Origin of the sequence: Streptomyces sp. NPDC051243 (assembly GCF_044455405.1) — a bacterium.
Classification (GTDB): domain Bacteria; phylum Actinomycetota; class Actinomycetes; order Streptomycetales; family Streptomycetaceae; genus Streptomyces.
Genome location: NZ_JBITES010000003.1, coordinates 297,295 through 312,284 on the forward strand (window position 1 = coordinate 297,295; position 14,990 = coordinate 312,284).

The 14,990-nt window shown below is 72.5% G+C and carries 13 protein-coding genes; 10 read left to right on the forward strand and 3 right to left on the reverse strand.

Annotated elements, in window-relative coordinates:
- Window positions 1-69 precede the first annotated feature (69 nt).
- The 3 genes from ACIBAG_RS08605 to ACIBAG_RS08615 all read left to right on the forward strand — a co-directional run bounded on the left by ACIBAG_RS08605 (window position 70) and on the right by ACIBAG_RS08615 (window position 4,295).
- Window positions 70-2,310 (forward strand): SpoIIE family protein phosphatase, encoded by a 2,241-nt coding sequence (locus ACIBAG_RS08605; RefSeq protein ID WP_399102477.1) that lies wholly within the window; start codon window positions 70-72, stop codon window positions 2,308-2,310.
- A 58-nt stretch (window positions 2,311-2,368) separates the two neighbouring features.
- Complete coding sequence (gene hemW / locus ACIBAG_RS08610) at window positions 2,369-3,601, forward strand: radical SAM family heme chaperone HemW (RefSeq protein ID WP_399102479.1); 1,233 nt, start codon at window positions 2,369-2,371, stop codon at window positions 3,599-3,601.
- Window positions 3,602-3,704: 103 nt separating this feature from the next.
- Window positions 3,705-4,295, forward strand: coding sequence for a Uma2 family endonuclease (locus ACIBAG_RS08615; protein ID WP_399102482.1), 591 nt, complete (start codon window positions 3,705-3,707; stop codon window positions 4,293-4,295).
- Here the strand turns inward: ACIBAG_RS08615 and ACIBAG_RS08620 are convergent.
- Window positions 4,273-5,088 carry a DUF3097 domain-containing protein gene (locus tag ACIBAG_RS08620; RefSeq protein WP_399102484.1) on the reverse strand — a complete coding sequence of 272 codons (816 nt, stop codon included), beginning with the start codon at window positions 5,086-5,088 and terminating at the stop codon, window positions 4,273-4,275. The two genes, ACIBAG_RS08615 and ACIBAG_RS08620, sit on opposite strands and share 23 nt — an antisense overlap.
- A gap of 42 nt (window positions 5,089-5,130) precedes the next feature.
- Complete coding sequence (locus tag ACIBAG_RS08625) at window positions 5,131-5,874, reverse strand: MBL fold metallo-hydrolase (protein ID WP_399102486.1); 744 nt, start codon at window positions 5,872-5,874, stop codon at window positions 5,131-5,133.
- Window positions 5,875-6,039: 165 nt separating this feature from the next.
- Here ACIBAG_RS08625 and hrcA point away from each other — a divergent pair, with 165 nt between their 5' ends.
- The 5 genes from hrcA to ACIBAG_RS08650 all read left to right on the forward strand — a co-directional run bounded on the left by hrcA (window position 6,040) and on the right by ACIBAG_RS08650 (window position 10,509).
- A complete protein-coding gene (gene hrcA / locus ACIBAG_RS08630; protein ID WP_399102489.1) occupies window positions 6,040-7,056 on the forward strand; it encodes a heat-inducible transcriptional repressor HrcA in 1,017 nt (338 codons plus the stop codon).
- A complete protein-coding gene (gene dnaJ / locus ACIBAG_RS08635; protein WP_399102491.1) occupies window positions 7,057-8,193 on the forward strand; it encodes a molecular chaperone DnaJ in 1,137 nt (378 codons plus the stop codon).
- 78 nt (window positions 8,194-8,271) lie between these two features.
- Window positions 8,272-9,348, forward strand: a complete 1,077-nt coding sequence (locus ACIBAG_RS08640; RefSeq protein WP_399102493.1) for a nitronate monooxygenase — start codon at window positions 8,272-8,274, stop codon at window positions 9,346-9,348.
- Entirely contained in the window at window positions 9,345-10,094 is a 750-nt protein-coding gene (locus ACIBAG_RS08645; RefSeq protein ID WP_399102495.1) for a 16S rRNA (uracil(1498)-N(3))-methyltransferase, read from the forward strand. Before ACIBAG_RS08640 ends, ACIBAG_RS08645 begins: the two co-directional genes overlap by 4 nt.
- Before the next feature lie 22 nt (window positions 10,095-10,116).
- On the forward strand, window positions 10,117-10,509 hold the full coding sequence (locus ACIBAG_RS08650; RefSeq protein WP_399102497.1) for a VOC family protein: 393 nt from the start codon (window positions 10,117-10,119) through the stop codon (window positions 10,507-10,509).
- Here the strand turns inward: ACIBAG_RS08650 and ACIBAG_RS08655 are convergent.
- Entirely contained in the window at window positions 10,451-10,867 is a 417-nt protein-coding gene (locus ACIBAG_RS08655) for a hypothetical protein (RefSeq protein ID WP_399102500.1), read from the reverse strand. The two genes, ACIBAG_RS08650 and ACIBAG_RS08655, sit on opposite strands and share 59 nt — an antisense overlap.
- A gap of 202 nt (window positions 10,868-11,069) precedes the next feature.
- Here ACIBAG_RS08655 and ACIBAG_RS08660 point away from each other — a divergent pair, with 202 nt between their 5' ends.
- Both ACIBAG_RS08660 and ACIBAG_RS08665 read left to right on the forward strand, forming a co-directional pair.
- On the forward strand, window positions 11,070-11,567 hold the full coding sequence (locus ACIBAG_RS08660) for a hypothetical protein (RefSeq protein WP_399102502.1): 498 nt from the start codon (window positions 11,070-11,072) through the stop codon (window positions 11,565-11,567).
- 84 nt (window positions 11,568-11,651) lie between these two features.
- Window positions 11,652-14,918, forward strand: a complete 3,267-nt coding sequence (locus ACIBAG_RS08665) for a S41 family peptidase (protein WP_399102504.1) — start codon at window positions 11,652-11,654, stop codon at window positions 14,916-14,918.
- Window positions 14,919-14,990 lie beyond the last annotated feature (72 nt).

A 14,990-nucleotide genomic window follows, 5' to 3' on the forward strand; every position in this document is an offset into this window, starting at 1 on the left:
CGTGGCCAGTCTGTCACTCTGTCGGCGTCGACTGAGGCGTATTCGTCCGAACCGTTCGGGGAGCTGTCCATGGGGGCCATTCCGGCGCAACGGGAGACCGTTACCCGTGCCTCTGATGCGCCTGCGCACGAGGGCGCACGCCCGCGCACGGATCGCGAATCCCACCCGTGCGCGGGGGAAGTCATGCGCCCGGAAACCCGTACCTCCCTCCCCGGCACCCCGCTCTCCCCGGGCTCCGCCCGCTCCCTCGTGCGCGCCGCCCTCACCGAGTGGGCCGCCTCCGGGCTCCCCGGCACCGAACTCCTCAGCGACCGGCTCGTCGACGACGCCGTCGTGGCCGTCAGCGAGCTGGTCACCAACGCCGTCGTGCACGCCGGCACCGACGTCGAGCTCACCTGCCGGCTCGAGGAGGACACCGGCGCCCTCCTCGTCGAGGTGCTGGACCACCACCCCTCGCGCGCCCCGCGCGACGGTGAGGTCGACGCGCCGTACGAGACTCCCGAGTACGGCCGAGGCCTGCGGCTGGTGGCCCGGCTCGCCGAGTCCTGGGGCGTCACCTACCGGACCGGCGCCAAGACCGTGTGGGCGCGGCTGCCCGCCGAGGATCCCGTAGCGGCCAGGGACGACATCGAGGCGTACGCGCAGGAGCGTGCGCTGGAGCGCGGGTTGCGCGTGGCGGAGATCCTCGCGCCGGAGCCGCCGCCGGTTTCGGCCGGGCCCGCGTTCCCGGCCTCGGGCGAGCAGGGGGACGCCTCGGCGCCGCTCGCGGAGGGGGACCCTCGGGCTTCCCTCGCGGACGGGAACTCTCCGGCGTCCCTCGCCCAGGGGGACCCTCATGCTTCCCTCGCCCAGGCAGACCCTCCGGCTTCCCTCACCCAGGGGCACCCACCGGCCTCGCCGGCCTCGTTCGAACACGGAGACCTGGGCTACTCGGACCACCCGGCGTACCCCCATCGCCCCGAACGCGAACGGGACTGGCTCAACCGGGGCGCCCTGTCCTTCCTCGCCGAGGCCTCCGACCTGCTCGCCGGTCAGCTCGACGAGAACCTGGTCGCCGCGCTCGCCGGCCAGCTGATCGTGCCGCGGCTCGCGGACTGGTGCGCGGTGTGGCTGGAGGACGAGGTCGCCGGGCGCTGGGGCTACCACCGGTCCGGCGAGACCGGGGGCGGCGGAGGCCGGCCGGTGGAGGGTGCCGCGGGGGCCGGGCCCCGGCTCGCCCGCGTCTGGCACGGCTCCGAGAACCTCATCGAGGAACTGCGCCGCGCCCTGGAGAAGGAGCCGCCGGAGCCGGACGACGACCACCGCACCGGCCCCGTCCCCTACCCCTGGCCCGGTGAGGCGCTCGGCGAGCGCGGAGTCCGCGGCACGGCGCTCGCGTACCGCCTGATCGCGGGCGGCCGCCCGCTGGGCACGCTGGTCATCGGCCGGGCCGGCCTCAGCCGCTTCCCCGACGAGGTCACCGGGCTCGTGGAGGACCTCAGCCGCCGGGTGGCCCTCGCCATCGGAGCCGCCCGCCAGTACGCCCGGCAGGAGACCATCAGCCGGGTGCTGCAGCGCGGACTGCTGCCCGGCGCGGTCGCGGAGATCCCCGGGGTGGCCAGCGCCCTGGTGTACGAGCCGTGCGACAAGGGCGGCCCGAGCGGCGACTTCTACGACCTGTTCCCGGCGGGCGACGGCCGCTGGTGCTTCGCCATCGGCGACGTCCAGGGCAAGGGGCCCGAGGCTGCCGTGGTGATCGGCATCGCCCGCCCCTGGCTGCGGCTGCTCGCCCGCGAGGGCTACCGGGTCGCCGACGTCCTCGACCGCCTCAACCAGCTCCTCCTCGACGACGCCACGGAGGCCGCCGACGCCGCCGCCCGCGCCCTGGTGGGCCCGGTCGCCCCCGGCGACGGCCCGCAGACCCGCTTCCTGTCCCTGCTCTACGGCGAACTGACCCCCTTCGACGGCGGCATCAGCTGCACCCTCGCGTCCGCCGGACACCCCCTGCCCCTGCTGCTGGGCGCGGGCGGCGAGGTCCACACGGCCGCGGAGCCCCAGACCATCCTCGGGGTCGTCGAGGACGCCACGTACACGAGCGAGACCTTCGAGCTGCGCTCCGGCGACACTCTCCTGTGCGTGACCGACGGGGTGACCGAGCGGCGCAGCGGCTCCCGCCAGTTCGACGACGGCGACGGCCTCGCGACCGCGCTCGCCGGGTGCGCGGGCATGAACGCCCAGTTGATCGCGGAACGGATCCGCAGGCTGGTGCACGAGTTCAGCGGCCGTCCTCCGGAGGACGATCTTGCGCTGCTGGTGCTGCAGGCCGAGTGACCGACGCGGAACGGGACACCGGCGAGGTACGGGACAGAGGTACGGGACAATAGAACCCATGCCTTCCGCACTCCCCGACGGCGAGCCCGTCCCCACCGACGGCGCGCTGCCGCCGCACGCGCTCGCCGACGCGGCCGACCGCCCCCTCGGCTTCTACCTGCACGTCCCGTACTGCGCGACCCGCTGCGGCTACTGCGACTTCAACACCTACACGGCGACCGAGCTGCGCGGCACGGGCGGAGTGCTGGCCTCCCGCGACAACTACGCCGACACCCTCGTCGACGAGATCCGCCTGGCCCGCAAGGTCCTCGGCGACGATCCGCGCGAGGTCCGCACGGTCTTCGTGGGCGGCGGTACGCCGACGCTGCTGGCCGCCGGCGATCTCGTACGGATGCTGGGGGCGATCCGCGACGAGTTCGGCCTGGCACCGGACGCGGAGATCACGACGGAGGCGAACCCGGAGTCGGTGGATCCGGCGTACCTGGCCACGCTCCGCGAGGGCGGCTTCAACCGGATCTCCTTCGGGATGCAGAGCGCGAAGCAGCATGTGCTGCGCGTGCTGGACCGGACGCATACGCCGGGACGGCCGGAGGCGTGCGTGGCCGAGGCCCGTGCGGCGGGCTTCGAGCACGTGAACCTGGACCTGATCTACGGCACGCCGGGGGAGTCGGACGACGACTGGAGGACGTCGCTGGAGGCGGCACTCGGCGCCGGGCCGGACCACGTCAGCGCCTACGCCCTGATCGTCGAGGAGGGCACCCAGCTGGCCCGCCGAATCCGCCGGGGCGAGGTGCCGATGACGGACGACGACGTGCACGCCGACCGGTACCTGATCGCGGAGTCCGTGCTGTCGGAGGCCGGTTTCGACTGGTACGAGGTGTCGAACTGGGCGACCTCGGAGGCCGCCCGGTGCCTGCACAACGAGCTGTACTGGCGGGGCGCGGACTGGTGGGGGGCGGGTCCGGGGGCGCACTCGCACGTGGGCGGGGTGCGCTGGTGGAACGTGAAGCATCCGGGCGCGTATGCGGCGGCGCTGGCTGGGGGGCGGTCGCCGGGGGCGGGGCGGGAGCTGCTGTCTGAGGAGGACCGCAGGGTCGAGCGGATCCTGCTGGAGCTGCGGCTTCGGGAGGGGGTGCCGCTGGAGCTGCTGCGGGAGGAAGGGCTTGCGGCTTCCCAGCGGGCGCTGGGGGAGGGCCTGCTGCAGGCGGGGCCGTACGCGCACGGGCGTGCGGTGCTGACGTTGCGGGGGCGGTTGCTGGCGGATGCGGTGGTCAGGGATTTGGTGGACTGATCACTCGGGCGGGTGAATCGGTGCGGAACGCCGGTTCGATCCCTAACCTGGTTCGTAGTCTGCCGCTGTAATTGACGGTGGCGGAAACCGGAGGGCTGCGGAGATGACCGCTGTGGACGACCGACCGATGACCACCGATGTCGTGGAGTTCTTCGAGAACCTCGAGGTTCCCGAGGGATACAAGGCGGAGCTCCTCCGGGGGGAAATCGTGATGATGGCGGCGCCGGATGTGGTGCACAACGACATCGTCGAAGCGGTTCTCGACCAGTTCCCGCGCCGGGACTGGAGGAGGCTTCAGACACAGGCCGTCGCCATCCTGCAAGAGACCAGCGAGCCGTTGCCGGACCTCGTGCTGATCGAGCGCGGCGTCGGTCCGCGTGCGGGCCACCTGATGCCGTCCAAGGTCATCAGCATGCTTCTCGAGGTTGTATCCAAGACAAGTGTGGAGCGTGATTACGGGATCAAGCGTTCGATCTATGCCGCCGGCGGTGTTCCCGTCTATCTGATCATCGACCCGATCGTGGGGCATTGCGTCATGCTCACCGAGCCGACGGGCGCGGGAGAAGAAGCGGACTACGAGGTGCAGCGGGTGACGAGGTTCGGCGCGCCCGTGCCATTGAGGCCTCTGGGTATCGAACTGGACACCACCGAGTTCGACACTTACAAGGGCGTCAGGCCTCACCGCCTACCGTAACGAAATCGATCAACTCCTCCACCCGCCCCAACAACTCCGGCTCAAGGTCCCTGTAAGACCCCACCCGCTTGAGAATCGCCTGCCACACAGCCCCGGTGTTCTCCGAAGGCCACCCCAGCGCCCGGCACACCCCCGTCTTCCAGTCCTCGCCGTGCGGCACCCGCGGCCAGCCCGCGATCCCCAGCGACGACGGCTTCACCGCCTCCCAGATGTCGATGTACGGGTGGCCCACCACCAGGGCGTGCTCGCTCGTCACCGACTCGGCGATCCGCCACTCCTTCGAGCCCGGCACCAAGTGGTCCACCAGGACCCCCAGGCGTGCGTCCGGACCCGGCGCGAAGTCGGCCACGATCGACGGCAGGTCGTCGACGCCCTCCAGATACTCCACGACCACGCCCTCGATGCGCAGGTCGTCGCCCCACACCTTCTCGACCAGCTCGGCGTCGTGGCGGCCCTCCACGTAGATACGGCCGGCGCGGGCCACGCGCGCGCGGGCGCCGGGGACGGCGACCGAACCGGACGCCGTACGGGTGGGACGTACCGGAGCCGCGCCCGACGGCCGGACCAGGGTCACGACCTTGCCCTCCAGCAGGAATCCCCTCGGCTCCAGCGGGAACACCCGGTGCTTGCCGAAGCGGTCCTCCAGGGTCACCGTGCCCGCCTCGCAGCGGATCACCGCGCCGCAGAAACCCGTGCCGGGCTCCTCCACGACCAGGCCCGGTTCAGCGGGTACTTCCGGTACCTGCCGGGGCTTCTTCCAGGGCGGGGTCAGGTCCGGTGAGTACTGGCGCATTCGGATGACGATAGGAGAAGCGCGCCCCGCGCGTCCCCCGGATCACCGCGACACGCCGAATCTCGAGGCGAGCTCGTCTCGCTGGCGCCGTACGAACTCCGCGTCCACCACCGCTCCGTGACCGGGCACGTACAGCGCGTCCTCGCCGCCCAGCTCCAGGAGGCGGTCCAGGGCCGCCGGCCAGTGCGACGGTACGGCGTCCGGGCCGGCCTGCGGTTCGCCCGACTCCTCCACCAGGTCGCCGCAGAAGACCACCTCCCGGTCGCCGGGAAGCTCGCCCGGCACGAGCACCACCAGGTCGTGGGCCGTGTGGGCGGGGCCCACGTTCGCCAGCAGCACCTGGCGGCCGCCGGCCAGGTCGAGGGTCCACTCGCCGCTCACCTGGTGGTGGGGGCGGACCAGCGCGTCCACGGCCTCCTCCGCCGCGGCGGCGTCCAGGCCGCCTCGGATCGCGTCCCCGCGCAGTTCCTCGCGCGCGTGCCGGCCACCGAGGACCGTGTCCACGCCGACCGCGCCGTACACCTCCGTGCCCGCGAACGCCGCCGCCCCGAAGACATGGTCGAAATGGGGATGCGTGAGCGCGAGATGAGTCACACGATGACCCGCGAGCCACTGCGCCTGGGTGCGCAGTCGCGTGCCCTCCGCGAGGCTCGAACCGGCGTCGACGATCAGCGCCGCCCCGTCCCCGACGACCAGCCCCACCGTGCAGTCCCACACCGGAAGCCGGCACCGGCCCACCCCGGCCGCCAGCCGCTCCCACCCCAGCTCTTCCCAAGTCACCGTCATACCGCGACGCTAACCAAGACACCACCGTCGAGCACGGCGGTGCCGGACCGGCCTTGCCCGGGGCGTACCCCACGGCCGTACACTGGGCCGGGGACGGCTGGCACTCGGACGGACAGAGTGCCAGGAAAGACGCCAAGGGACACGACCTCTGGAGGTGTGCGCGAGATGCTGAGTGAACGCAGGCTCCAGGTTCTGCGCGCCATCGTCCAGGACTATGTCGGGACCGAGGAGCCGGTGGGCTCGAAGGCCCTGACCGAGCGGCACAACCTCGGTGTCTCCCCGGCGACCGTCCGCAACGACATGGCGGCCCTGGAGGACGAGGGGTACATCGCCCAGCCGCACACCAGCGCCGGGCGCATCCCCACCGACAAGGGCTACCGGCTGTTCGTCGACAAGCTCGCCGGCGTCAAGCCGATGAGCCCGCCGGAGCGGCGCGCCATCCAGAACTTCCTCGACGGCGCCGTCGATCTCGACGACGTGGTGGCGCGCACCGTGCGGCTGCTCGCGCAGCTCACGCGGCAGGTCGCCGTCGTGCAGTACCCCTCGCTGACCCGGTCCACCGTCCGGCACGTCGAGCTGCTGTCACTCGCGCCCGCGCGCGTGATGCTCGTGCTGATCACGGACACCGGGCGGGTCGAGCAGCGGATGGTCGACTGCCCGGCGCCCTTCGGCGAGGCCTCGCTCGCGGATCTGCGCGCGCGGCTGAACAGCAAGGTCGCGGGGCGGCGCTTCACCGATGTGCCGCGACTCGTCGAGGACCTCCCCGAGGCCTTCGACCTGGAGGACCGCGGCACCGTCTCGACCGTGCTCTCCACCCTCCTGGAGACGCTCGTCGAGGAGAACGAGGAGCGGCTGATGATCGGCGGCACCGCCAATCTCACCCGCTTCGGACATGACTTCCCCCTCACCATCCGGCCCGTCCTGGAGGCGCTGGAGGAGCAGGTCGTGCTCCTCAAGTTGCTTGGCGAGGCCGGGGATTCGGGCATGACCGTACGCATCGGTCACGAGAACGCCTACGAGGGACTCAACTCCACTTCGGTGGTGTCGGTCGGCTACGGTTCGGGCGGCGAGGCAGTCGCCAAGCTCGGCGTGGTCGGACCGACCCGCATGGATTACCCGGGAACGATGGGAGCGGTACGCGCAGTGGCACGTTACGTCGGACAGATCCTGGCGGAGTCGTAAGTGGCCACCGACTACTACGCCGTGCTCGGCGTGCGTCGCGACGCGTCGCAGGAAGAGATCAAGAAGGCCTTCCGGCGGCTCGCCCGCGAGCTGCACCCGGACGTCAACCCGGATCCGAAGACCCAGGAGCGGTTCAAGGAGATCAACGCCGCTTACGAGGTGCTGTCGGACCCGCAGAAGAAGCAGGTCTACGACCTCGGCGGCGACCCGCTGTCCCAGGCGGGCGGCGCGGGAGCCGGCGGCTTCGGCGCCGGTGGCTTCGGGAACTTCTCGGACATCATGGACGCGTTCTTCGGTACGGCGTCCCAGCGCGGCCCGCGCTCGCGCACCCGGCGCGGCCAGGACGCGATGATCCGGCTGGAGGTCGAGCTCGACGAGGCGGCCTTCGGCACGACGAAGGACATCCAGGTCGACACGGCCGTCGTCTGCAACACCTGCAACGGTGAGGGCGCGGCGCCGGGGACCTCCGCGCAGACGTGTGACATGTGCCGCGGGCGCGGCGAGGTGTCCCAGGTGACGCGGTCCTTCCTGGGCCAGGTCATGACGTCCCGTCCCTGCCCGCAGTGCCAGGGCTTCGGGACCGTGGTGCCGACGCCGTGTCCCGAGTGCGCGGGCGACGGCCGCGTACGGTCCCGCCGGACCCTGACGGTCAAGATCCCGGCCGGTGTCGACAACGGCACGCGGATCCAGCTCGCCGGTGAGGGCGAGGTCGGGCCCGGCGGCGGTCCCGCCGGTGACCTGTACGTCGAGATCCATGAGCTGCCGCACCCGACCTTCCAGCGGCGCGGCGACGACCTGCACTGCACCGTGACGATCCCGATGACCGCGGCGGCCCTCGGCACCAAGGTGCCGCTGGAGACGCTGGACGGGCTGGAGGAGGTCGACATCCGGCCCGGTACCCAGTCCGGGCAGTCGATTCCGCTGCACGGGCGGGGTGTGACGCATCTGCGCGGCGGCGGGCGCGGCGACCTGATCGTCCATGTCGAGGTGACGACGCCGACCAAGCTGGATCCGGAGCAGGAGCGGTTGCTGCGGGAGCTGGCCAAGCTGCGGGGTGAGGAGCGGCCGCAGGGGCAGTTCCAGCCGGGGCAGCAGGGGCTGTTCTCGCGACTGAAGGACGCCTTCAACGGGCGCTGAGCCAGCGGGGCGCCCCCGGCCTACGCCAAGGGGAAGGGCCGATTCGGACTTGTTCGGGGGACGTGACAACATGCCGTCATGTCCTCCGCACTGACCGATCTCTTCCCCCATCCGATCGTGCAGGCCCCCATGGCGGGCGGCGTCTCCGTGCCGCCGCTCGCCGCTGCCGTGGCCGAGGCCGGTGGGCTGGGGTTCCTCGCCGCCGGGTACAAGACCGCCGACGGGATGTACCAGGAGATCAAGCAGCTGCGGGGGCTGACCACGCGGCCCTTCGGGGTCAACCTGTTCATGCCGCAGCCCGACCATGCCGACGCCGCGGCCGTCGACGTCTACGCGCATCAGCTGGCCGGCGAGGCCGCCTGGTACGAGACCGAGCTCGGGGACCCGGACAGCGGGCGGGACGACGGGTACGAGGCCAAGCTGGCCGTGCTGCTCGACAATCCGGTGCCGGTCGTCTCCTTCCACTTCGGCGTGCCCAGCGGCGATGTGCTGGAGTCCCTGCGGCGTGCCGGAACCTTCACGCTGGTCACCGCCACCACACCTGACGAGGCGCTCGCCGTGGAGCGGGCCGGTGCCGACGCCGTGATCGCGCAGGGTGTCGAGGCGGGCGGCCATCAGGGCACTCACCGCGACAATCCCGAGACCGACGGCACCGGCATCGGGCTGCTCTCGCTCATCGCCCAGGTCCGCGAGACCGTGAGTCTGCCCATCGTCGCCGCCGGCGGCATCATGCGCGGCAGCCAGATCGCCGCCGCGCTCGCGGCCGGCGCCAGTGCCGCCCAGCTGGGGACCGCGTTCCTCGCCACCCCGGAGTCCGGCGCCAACACCCTGCACAAGCAGGCGCTGACCAACCCCCTGTTCGCCCGCACCGAGCTGACGCGCGCGTTCTCCGGACGGCCGGCCCGCGGCCTCGTCAACCGCTTCCTGCGCGAACACGGTCCGTACGCCCCCGCCGCCTACCCCGAGGTCCACCACCTCACCTCCCCGCTGCGCAAGAAGGCCGCCGCGTCCGGCGACCCGCAGGGCATGGCGCTGTGGGCGGGTCAGGGGCACCGGATGGCCCGTGAACTGCCCGCCGGGCAGCTGGTGGAGGTACTGGCCGCCGAACTGGACGCCGCGGCGACAGCGTTGTCGGGCATCGGGGGGCGGCGATGACGGCGCCGGTGTTCGTGGTCGAGCACTTCGACGCGGGCCGTGGAGGCCGGTATGTGCTCGACGGGCCCGAGGGCCGCCACGCCGTCTCCGTGAAGCGGCTCCAGCCCGGCGAGGAGGTCGTTCTCACCGACGGCTCCGGACGCTACGCGGTGTGCGACGTGATCGACACCGAGGGCAAGGACCGGCTGATCGTCCACATGACGTCGGTCTCCGAGGAGCCCCCGCCGCAGCCCCGCATCACCGTCGTCCAGGCCCTCCCCAAGGGCGACCGGGGCGAGTTGGCCGTGGAGACCATGACCGAGGTCGGCGTCGACGCCATCGTGCCCTGGCAGGCGGCCCGCTGCATCACCCAGTGGAAAGGCGACCGGGGCCTGAAGGCGCTCGGCAAGTGGCGGGCCACCGCCCGCGAGGCCGGCAAGCAGTCACGCCGGGTGCGCTTCCCGCAGGTCGCGGACGCGGCGACGACCAAGCAGGTTGCTGCACTTCTCGCCAATGCCGACTTCGCCGCCGTACTCCACTCCGACTTCGAGCACGACAGCGAACCGCTCGCCACCGCCGAACTTCCCTCGGAAGGCGAGATCGTGCTGGTCGTCGGCCCCGAAGGGGGCGTGTCGAAGGACGAGCTGGCGCTCTTCGAGGAGGCCGGCGCCAGGACCTGTGTGCTGGGGCCCACCGTCTTGCGTACCTCGACCGCGGGGACCGCCGCCGCGGCCCTGCTCCTCGGCCGCACCGGCCGCTGGTCCTGAACCCGACACCGGGGGGAACGTCGTGGAACTCGCCCAAGTCCGGCTCCTCGTCACCGACTTCGCCACCTGCTACCGCTTCTACGCCGACGTCCTCGGCCTCAAGCCGCAGTCCGGGGCGGTGAACGGGCCGTACGAGAAGTTCAGCCCCACCGTCGGCTCGGCCGGCATCGCGCTGCAGGACCGGGCCATGATGGCCGAGATCCTCGGCGAACTCGGCGAAGCCCCCGACGGTCACCGCTCCCTGGTGGTGCTGCGCGTGGACGACCTGGACGCCTACTGCGCCCGGATCACCTCCCACGGCGCGACCCTCCTGCACGGCCCCGCCCCGATGACCGACCGCATGCGGGTCGCCCACCTCAAGGACCCGGAGGGCAACCTGGTGGAGCTGCAGGAGTGGCTGCTGCTGCGCGCCTGAGGCCGACCGCCTCGGCGGCCGCCGGGAACAGCTCCCAGCCGTCGAGCTCCCCGCCGCCCGGCAGCAGTCCGCGTGCCTCCGCCTCGTCGACGAGGGCCCGTACGACGCCGGGCTCGCGCAGGTTGAGGGCGTTGCCGGGGCCGTCGGCGACACAGCCCGAGAAGAAGTAGCCCTCGGCGACGACGCGGCCCGAGCCCGCCCCGCCCTCCCGGAACACGATCCGGGTGCGGGTGCCGTCCCGGTAGAGGTTGAGGACCTCCCGGCAGACGTCACCGTCCCGGTGCTTGTGCCGGACACTCCAGAGGTACGTCGTCCGCTCGTCCACGACGAGCCTGCGCAGTCGGCGGTCGGATCGCATCCCGTCACGTTACGGTGCCGGGCACCGCCGGATCCCGGGGTTTTCCGTGACGTGCGCGAGCTGGGAGTGGCCGTATGCGCCCTACCGCGTCGGCCGGGACAGTGGCAGGCTGCCGTCCATGGGGGCATTCAGGAGGGTTTGGGGTCGCACAGGTCACACGGGGCGCAGCCGTGTCGCCGGTCGTCGCGCTCACGGGGTGCGGGTGGCGGGTGCGGCGGGGGTCGTCGTGGTCGTCGTCGGCGGTGTGGTGGCCTGTGATCCGGGCGGGCTGAGCAGCGCGACCGTGGCGTTCACGACCGACCAGACGGTGACCGAGGAGCTGGAGCGGCAGAAGGCCGACGTGCAGTGGCTCAACTGCACGGGATCGTACGAGGGCGGCAAGGGCGGCTCCGCCGCGCCGACCGCGACCGAGAACACCGTCGTCAAGGTCGACTGCGAGGGCGAGACCAAGGACGGCAAGGACATCACCGTCACCGGCCGGATCACCCGGGCCGTCAGCGGGTCCTGTGTCCGCGGGCACCTCGTCGCCAAGATCGACGGCAAGGAATGGTTCAACGTGAACGGGCTGGGCAACTGCGACGCCACGCCCTCGCCCGTCAATCCGGGAGGCGGACAGCAGCCCGGGCCCACCGTCACGGTGACCGTCACCAAGACCGTCTACTGCAAGCAGCACCCGAACTGCTGGCCGGAGGGCAAGTGACCGCTCTGGAGGGGGAGTTCGGACAGGCGATCCAAGTGATCCAAAGGCCTGTCCCCGGCCGCCGCCCTTGCTTAGGGTGATCGGGTGACACAGACCGCGACGTCCGTCTCGCCCTCGGCCGCACCCCCCGCGCCCGCCTACCTCCGCTATCCGCATCCGCACGGCGACCTGGTCGCCTTCACCGCGGAGGACGACGTCTGGCTCGCCCCGCTCGACGGCGGCCGGGCCTGGCGGGTCAGCGCCGACAACGTGCCGGTGAGTCTGCCGCGCATCTCGCCCGACGGCACGACCGTCGCCTGGACCTCCACCCGCGACGGCGCCCCCGAGGTACACATCGCGCCGGTCGACGGCGGCCCGTCGCGGCGGCTCACCCACTGGGGCAGCTGGCAGACCCGGGTGCGCGGCTGGACCCCCGACGGCCACGTCCTCGCGATCAGCAGCCACGGCCAGGCGGGCAGCCGCCGCACCTGGGCCCACACCGTCCCGCTCGACGGCGGACCGGCCACGCCGCTGCCTTACGGCCCCGTCGCCGACGTCGTGTACGGGCCGAAGCTGGTGCTCGCGTCCGCGCCCATGGGGCTGGAGGCGGCCCGGTGGAAGCGCTACCGGGGCGGTACGGCGGGCAAGTTGTGGATCGACCCGGAGGGCACCGGGGACTTCGTACGGCTGCACGCGGAGCTGGACGGGAACATCGAGTACCCCGTGTGGGCGGGCGAGCGCATCGCCTTCCTCTCCGACCACGAGGGCGTCGGGGCGGTGTACTCCTCCCTCGCGGACGGGTCGGACCTACGACGGCACACGCCTGGTGGGGGCACCTCCCGCTCGAGCGAATTCGAGAGTGGGGGAGGTTTCTACGCCCGGCACGCCGCGAGCGACGGCACCCGCGTCGTGTACGCCTCGGCAGGTGACCTGTGGCTGCTCGACGACCTCGACGGGGCCGAGCCGCGCAGGCTCGACATCCGGCTCGGCGGGCAGCGCACCGACCGGCAGCCGTTCCCGGTGGACGCCGCCCGCTGGTTCGGGTCGGCGGCTCCGGACCACACCGCGCGCGGCAGCGCCGTCGCCGTCCGGGGCGCCGTGCACTGGGTCACCCACCGGTCCGGTCCCGCCCGTACGCTCGCCGCCGAGCCGGGCGTACGGGCCCGGCGGCCCCGCACCTTCCGGGCGGAGGGCGAGGAGTGGGTCGTCTGGGTGACGGACGCCGAGGGCGACGACGCGCTGGAGTTCGCGCCGGCGACCGGACTGGCGCCCGGGGCCACGCCGCGCAGGCTCGCCGCCGGGCAGCTCGGGCGGGTGCTGGGGCTCGCGATGGCGCCCGACGGCAGCCGGGCCGCGGTCGCCGCGCACGACGGTCGGGTACTGCTCGTCGAGCGGGAGACCGGCGAGGTCCGCGAGGTCGACCGCAGCGCGGACGGCGACGTGTCCGGCCTTGTCTTCTCGCCCGACTCGGCCTGGCTCGCCTGGTCGCACCCCGGCCCGCGCCCGCTGTGCCAGCTGAAGCTCGCCAACACCACCGACCTGTCGGTCTCCGAGGCGACCCCGCTCCGCTTCCAGGACTACGCGCCCGCGTTCACCCAGGACGGCAAGCACCTGGTGTTCCTGTCGACGCGGGCCTTCGACCCGGTCTACGACGAGCACGTCTTCGACCTCGCCTTCGTGGTCGGCTCCCGCCCCCACCTGATCACCCTGGCGGCGACCACGCCGTCCCCCTTCGGCCCGCAGCGGCACGGCCGCCCCTTCGACGCGCCCGACAAGGACGAGACGCCCGACAGCGAGGGCGCCCCCACCACCCGTATCGACCTCGAAGGGCTCGCCGACCGGATCGTGCCGTTCCCGGTCGAGGCCGCCCGCTACACCAATCTGCGGGCCGCGAAGGACGGCGTGCTGTGGCTGCGCCACCCCGTGCGCGGTGCCCTCGGCGCCTCCCGGGCCACGCCCGACGACCCCGAGCCCAAGACCGAGCTGGAGCGCTACGACCTCGTCCAGCGGCGCGTGGAGCATCTCGCCGACGACGCCGACCACTTCGAGGTCAGCGGCGACGGCAAGCGGGTGCTGCTGTGGACCGACGGCAGGCTCAAGGTCGTGCCCAGCGACCGGCGGGCCTCCGGCGACGAGGACAGCGACACGAACATCACCGTGGACCTCTCCCGCGTACGCCAGACGGTCGACCCGTCGGCCGAGTGGCGGCAGATGTTCGAGGAGACCGGCCGCATCATGCGCGACCACTTCTGGCGGCCGGACATGAGCGGCGTGGACTGGACGGGCGTCCTGGACCGCTACCGCCCGCTGGTGGACCGGGTGGCCACCCATGACGACCTGATGGACCTGCTGTGGGAGGTCCAGGGCGAGCTGGGCACCTCGCACGCCTACGTCTCGCCGCGCGGCGGCTACGGCGGCGGAGCCCGGCAGGGCCTCCTCGGCGCCGACATCTCCCGCCACCCCGACGGGAGTTGGCGCATCGACCGGATCCTGCCCTCGGAGACCTCCGACCCCGAGGCCCGGGCGCCGCTGGCCGCGCCGGGCGTCGCGGTGCGGGCCGGCGACGCGATCGTGGCCGTCGCCGGTGTCCCGGTGGACCCGGTGACCGGGCCCGGGCCGCTGCTCGTCGGCACGGCCGGCAAGGCGGTGGAGCTGACGATCTCGCCGGCGGGCGGCGGAGACGTACGGCATGCGGTCGTGATCCCGATCGCCGACGAGCAGCCGCTCAGGTACCACGCGTGGGTCGCCGACCGCCGCGCCTACGTCCACGAGAAGTCCGGCGGACGGCTCGGCTACCTCCACGTACCCGACATGCAGGCACCCGGCTGGGCCCAGATCCACCGCGACCTGCGCGTCGAGGTGGCCCGGGAAGGCCTCGTCGTGGACGTGCGCGAAAACGGCGGCGGCCACACCTCGCAGCTGGTCGTGGAGAAGCTGGCCCGCCGGATCGTCGGCTGGGGACTGCCCCGCGGAATGCGCCCGTACAGCTACCCGGAGGACGCTCCCCGGGGACCCGTGGTGGCGGTGGCGAACGAGTTCTCCGGCTCCGACGGCGACATCGTCAACGCGGCGATCAAGGCACTGGGGCTCGGCCCGGTGGTCGGCACGCGCACATGGGGCGGCGTGATCGGCATCGACAGCCGCTACCGCCTGGTCGACGGCACGCTGATCACCCAGCCGAAGTACGCCATCTGGCTGGAGGGCTACGGCTGGGACGTGGAGAACCACGGGGTGGACCCGGACGTGGAGGTGGTACAGCGCCCGCAGGACTATGTGGCGGGGAGAGACACACAACTGGACGAGGCGATCCGCATCGCTCTGGAGAGGCTGGAGGAGCGGCCGGCCAAAACGCCGCCCAGTTTGCCGACGTAAGGGGCGCGGGGCTGTATCGATATGCGGCTCCGCCGCGGGGCGCGATCAACCCCAACGCAGCCGCAGCCGACG

What these genes read in the sequence shown, in the direction of transcription:
- hemW (WP_399102479.1), top strand. Translation starts at nt 2,369, where the DNA reads ATGCCTTCCGCACTCCCCGACGGCGAGCCCGTCCCCACCGACGGCGCG.
- hrcA (WP_399102489.1), top strand. Translation starts at nt 6,040, where the DNA reads ATGCTGAGTGAACGCAGGCTCCAGGTTCTGCGCGCCATCGTCCAGGAC.
- ACIBAG_RS08620 (WP_399102484.1), bottom strand. Translation starts at nt 5,088, where the DNA reads ATGCGCCAGTACTCACCGGACCTGACCCCGCCCTGGAAGAAGCCCCGG.
- ACIBAG_RS08625 (WP_399102486.1), bottom strand. Translation starts at nt 5,874, where the DNA reads ATGACGGTGACTTGGGAAGAGCTGGGGTGGGAGCGGCTGGCGGCCGGG.
- ACIBAG_RS08615 (WP_399102482.1), top strand. Translation starts at nt 3,705, where the DNA reads ATGACCGCTGTGGACGACCGACCGATGACCACCGATGTCGTGGAGTTC.
- ACIBAG_RS08655 (WP_399102500.1), bottom strand. Translation starts at nt 10,867, where the DNA reads ATGCGATCCGACCGCCGACTGCGCAGGCTCGTCGTGGACGAGCGGACG.
- ACIBAG_RS08645 (WP_399102495.1), top strand. Translation starts at nt 9,345, where the DNA reads ATGACGGCGCCGGTGTTCGTGGTCGAGCACTTCGACGCGGGCCGTGGA.
- ACIBAG_RS08605 (WP_399102477.1), top strand. Translation starts at nt 70, where the DNA reads ATGGGGGCCATTCCGGCGCAACGGGAGACCGTTACCCGTGCCTCTGAT.
- ACIBAG_RS08640 (WP_399102493.1), top strand. Translation starts at nt 8,272, where the DNA reads ATGTCCTCCGCACTGACCGATCTCTTCCCCCATCCGATCGTGCAGGCC.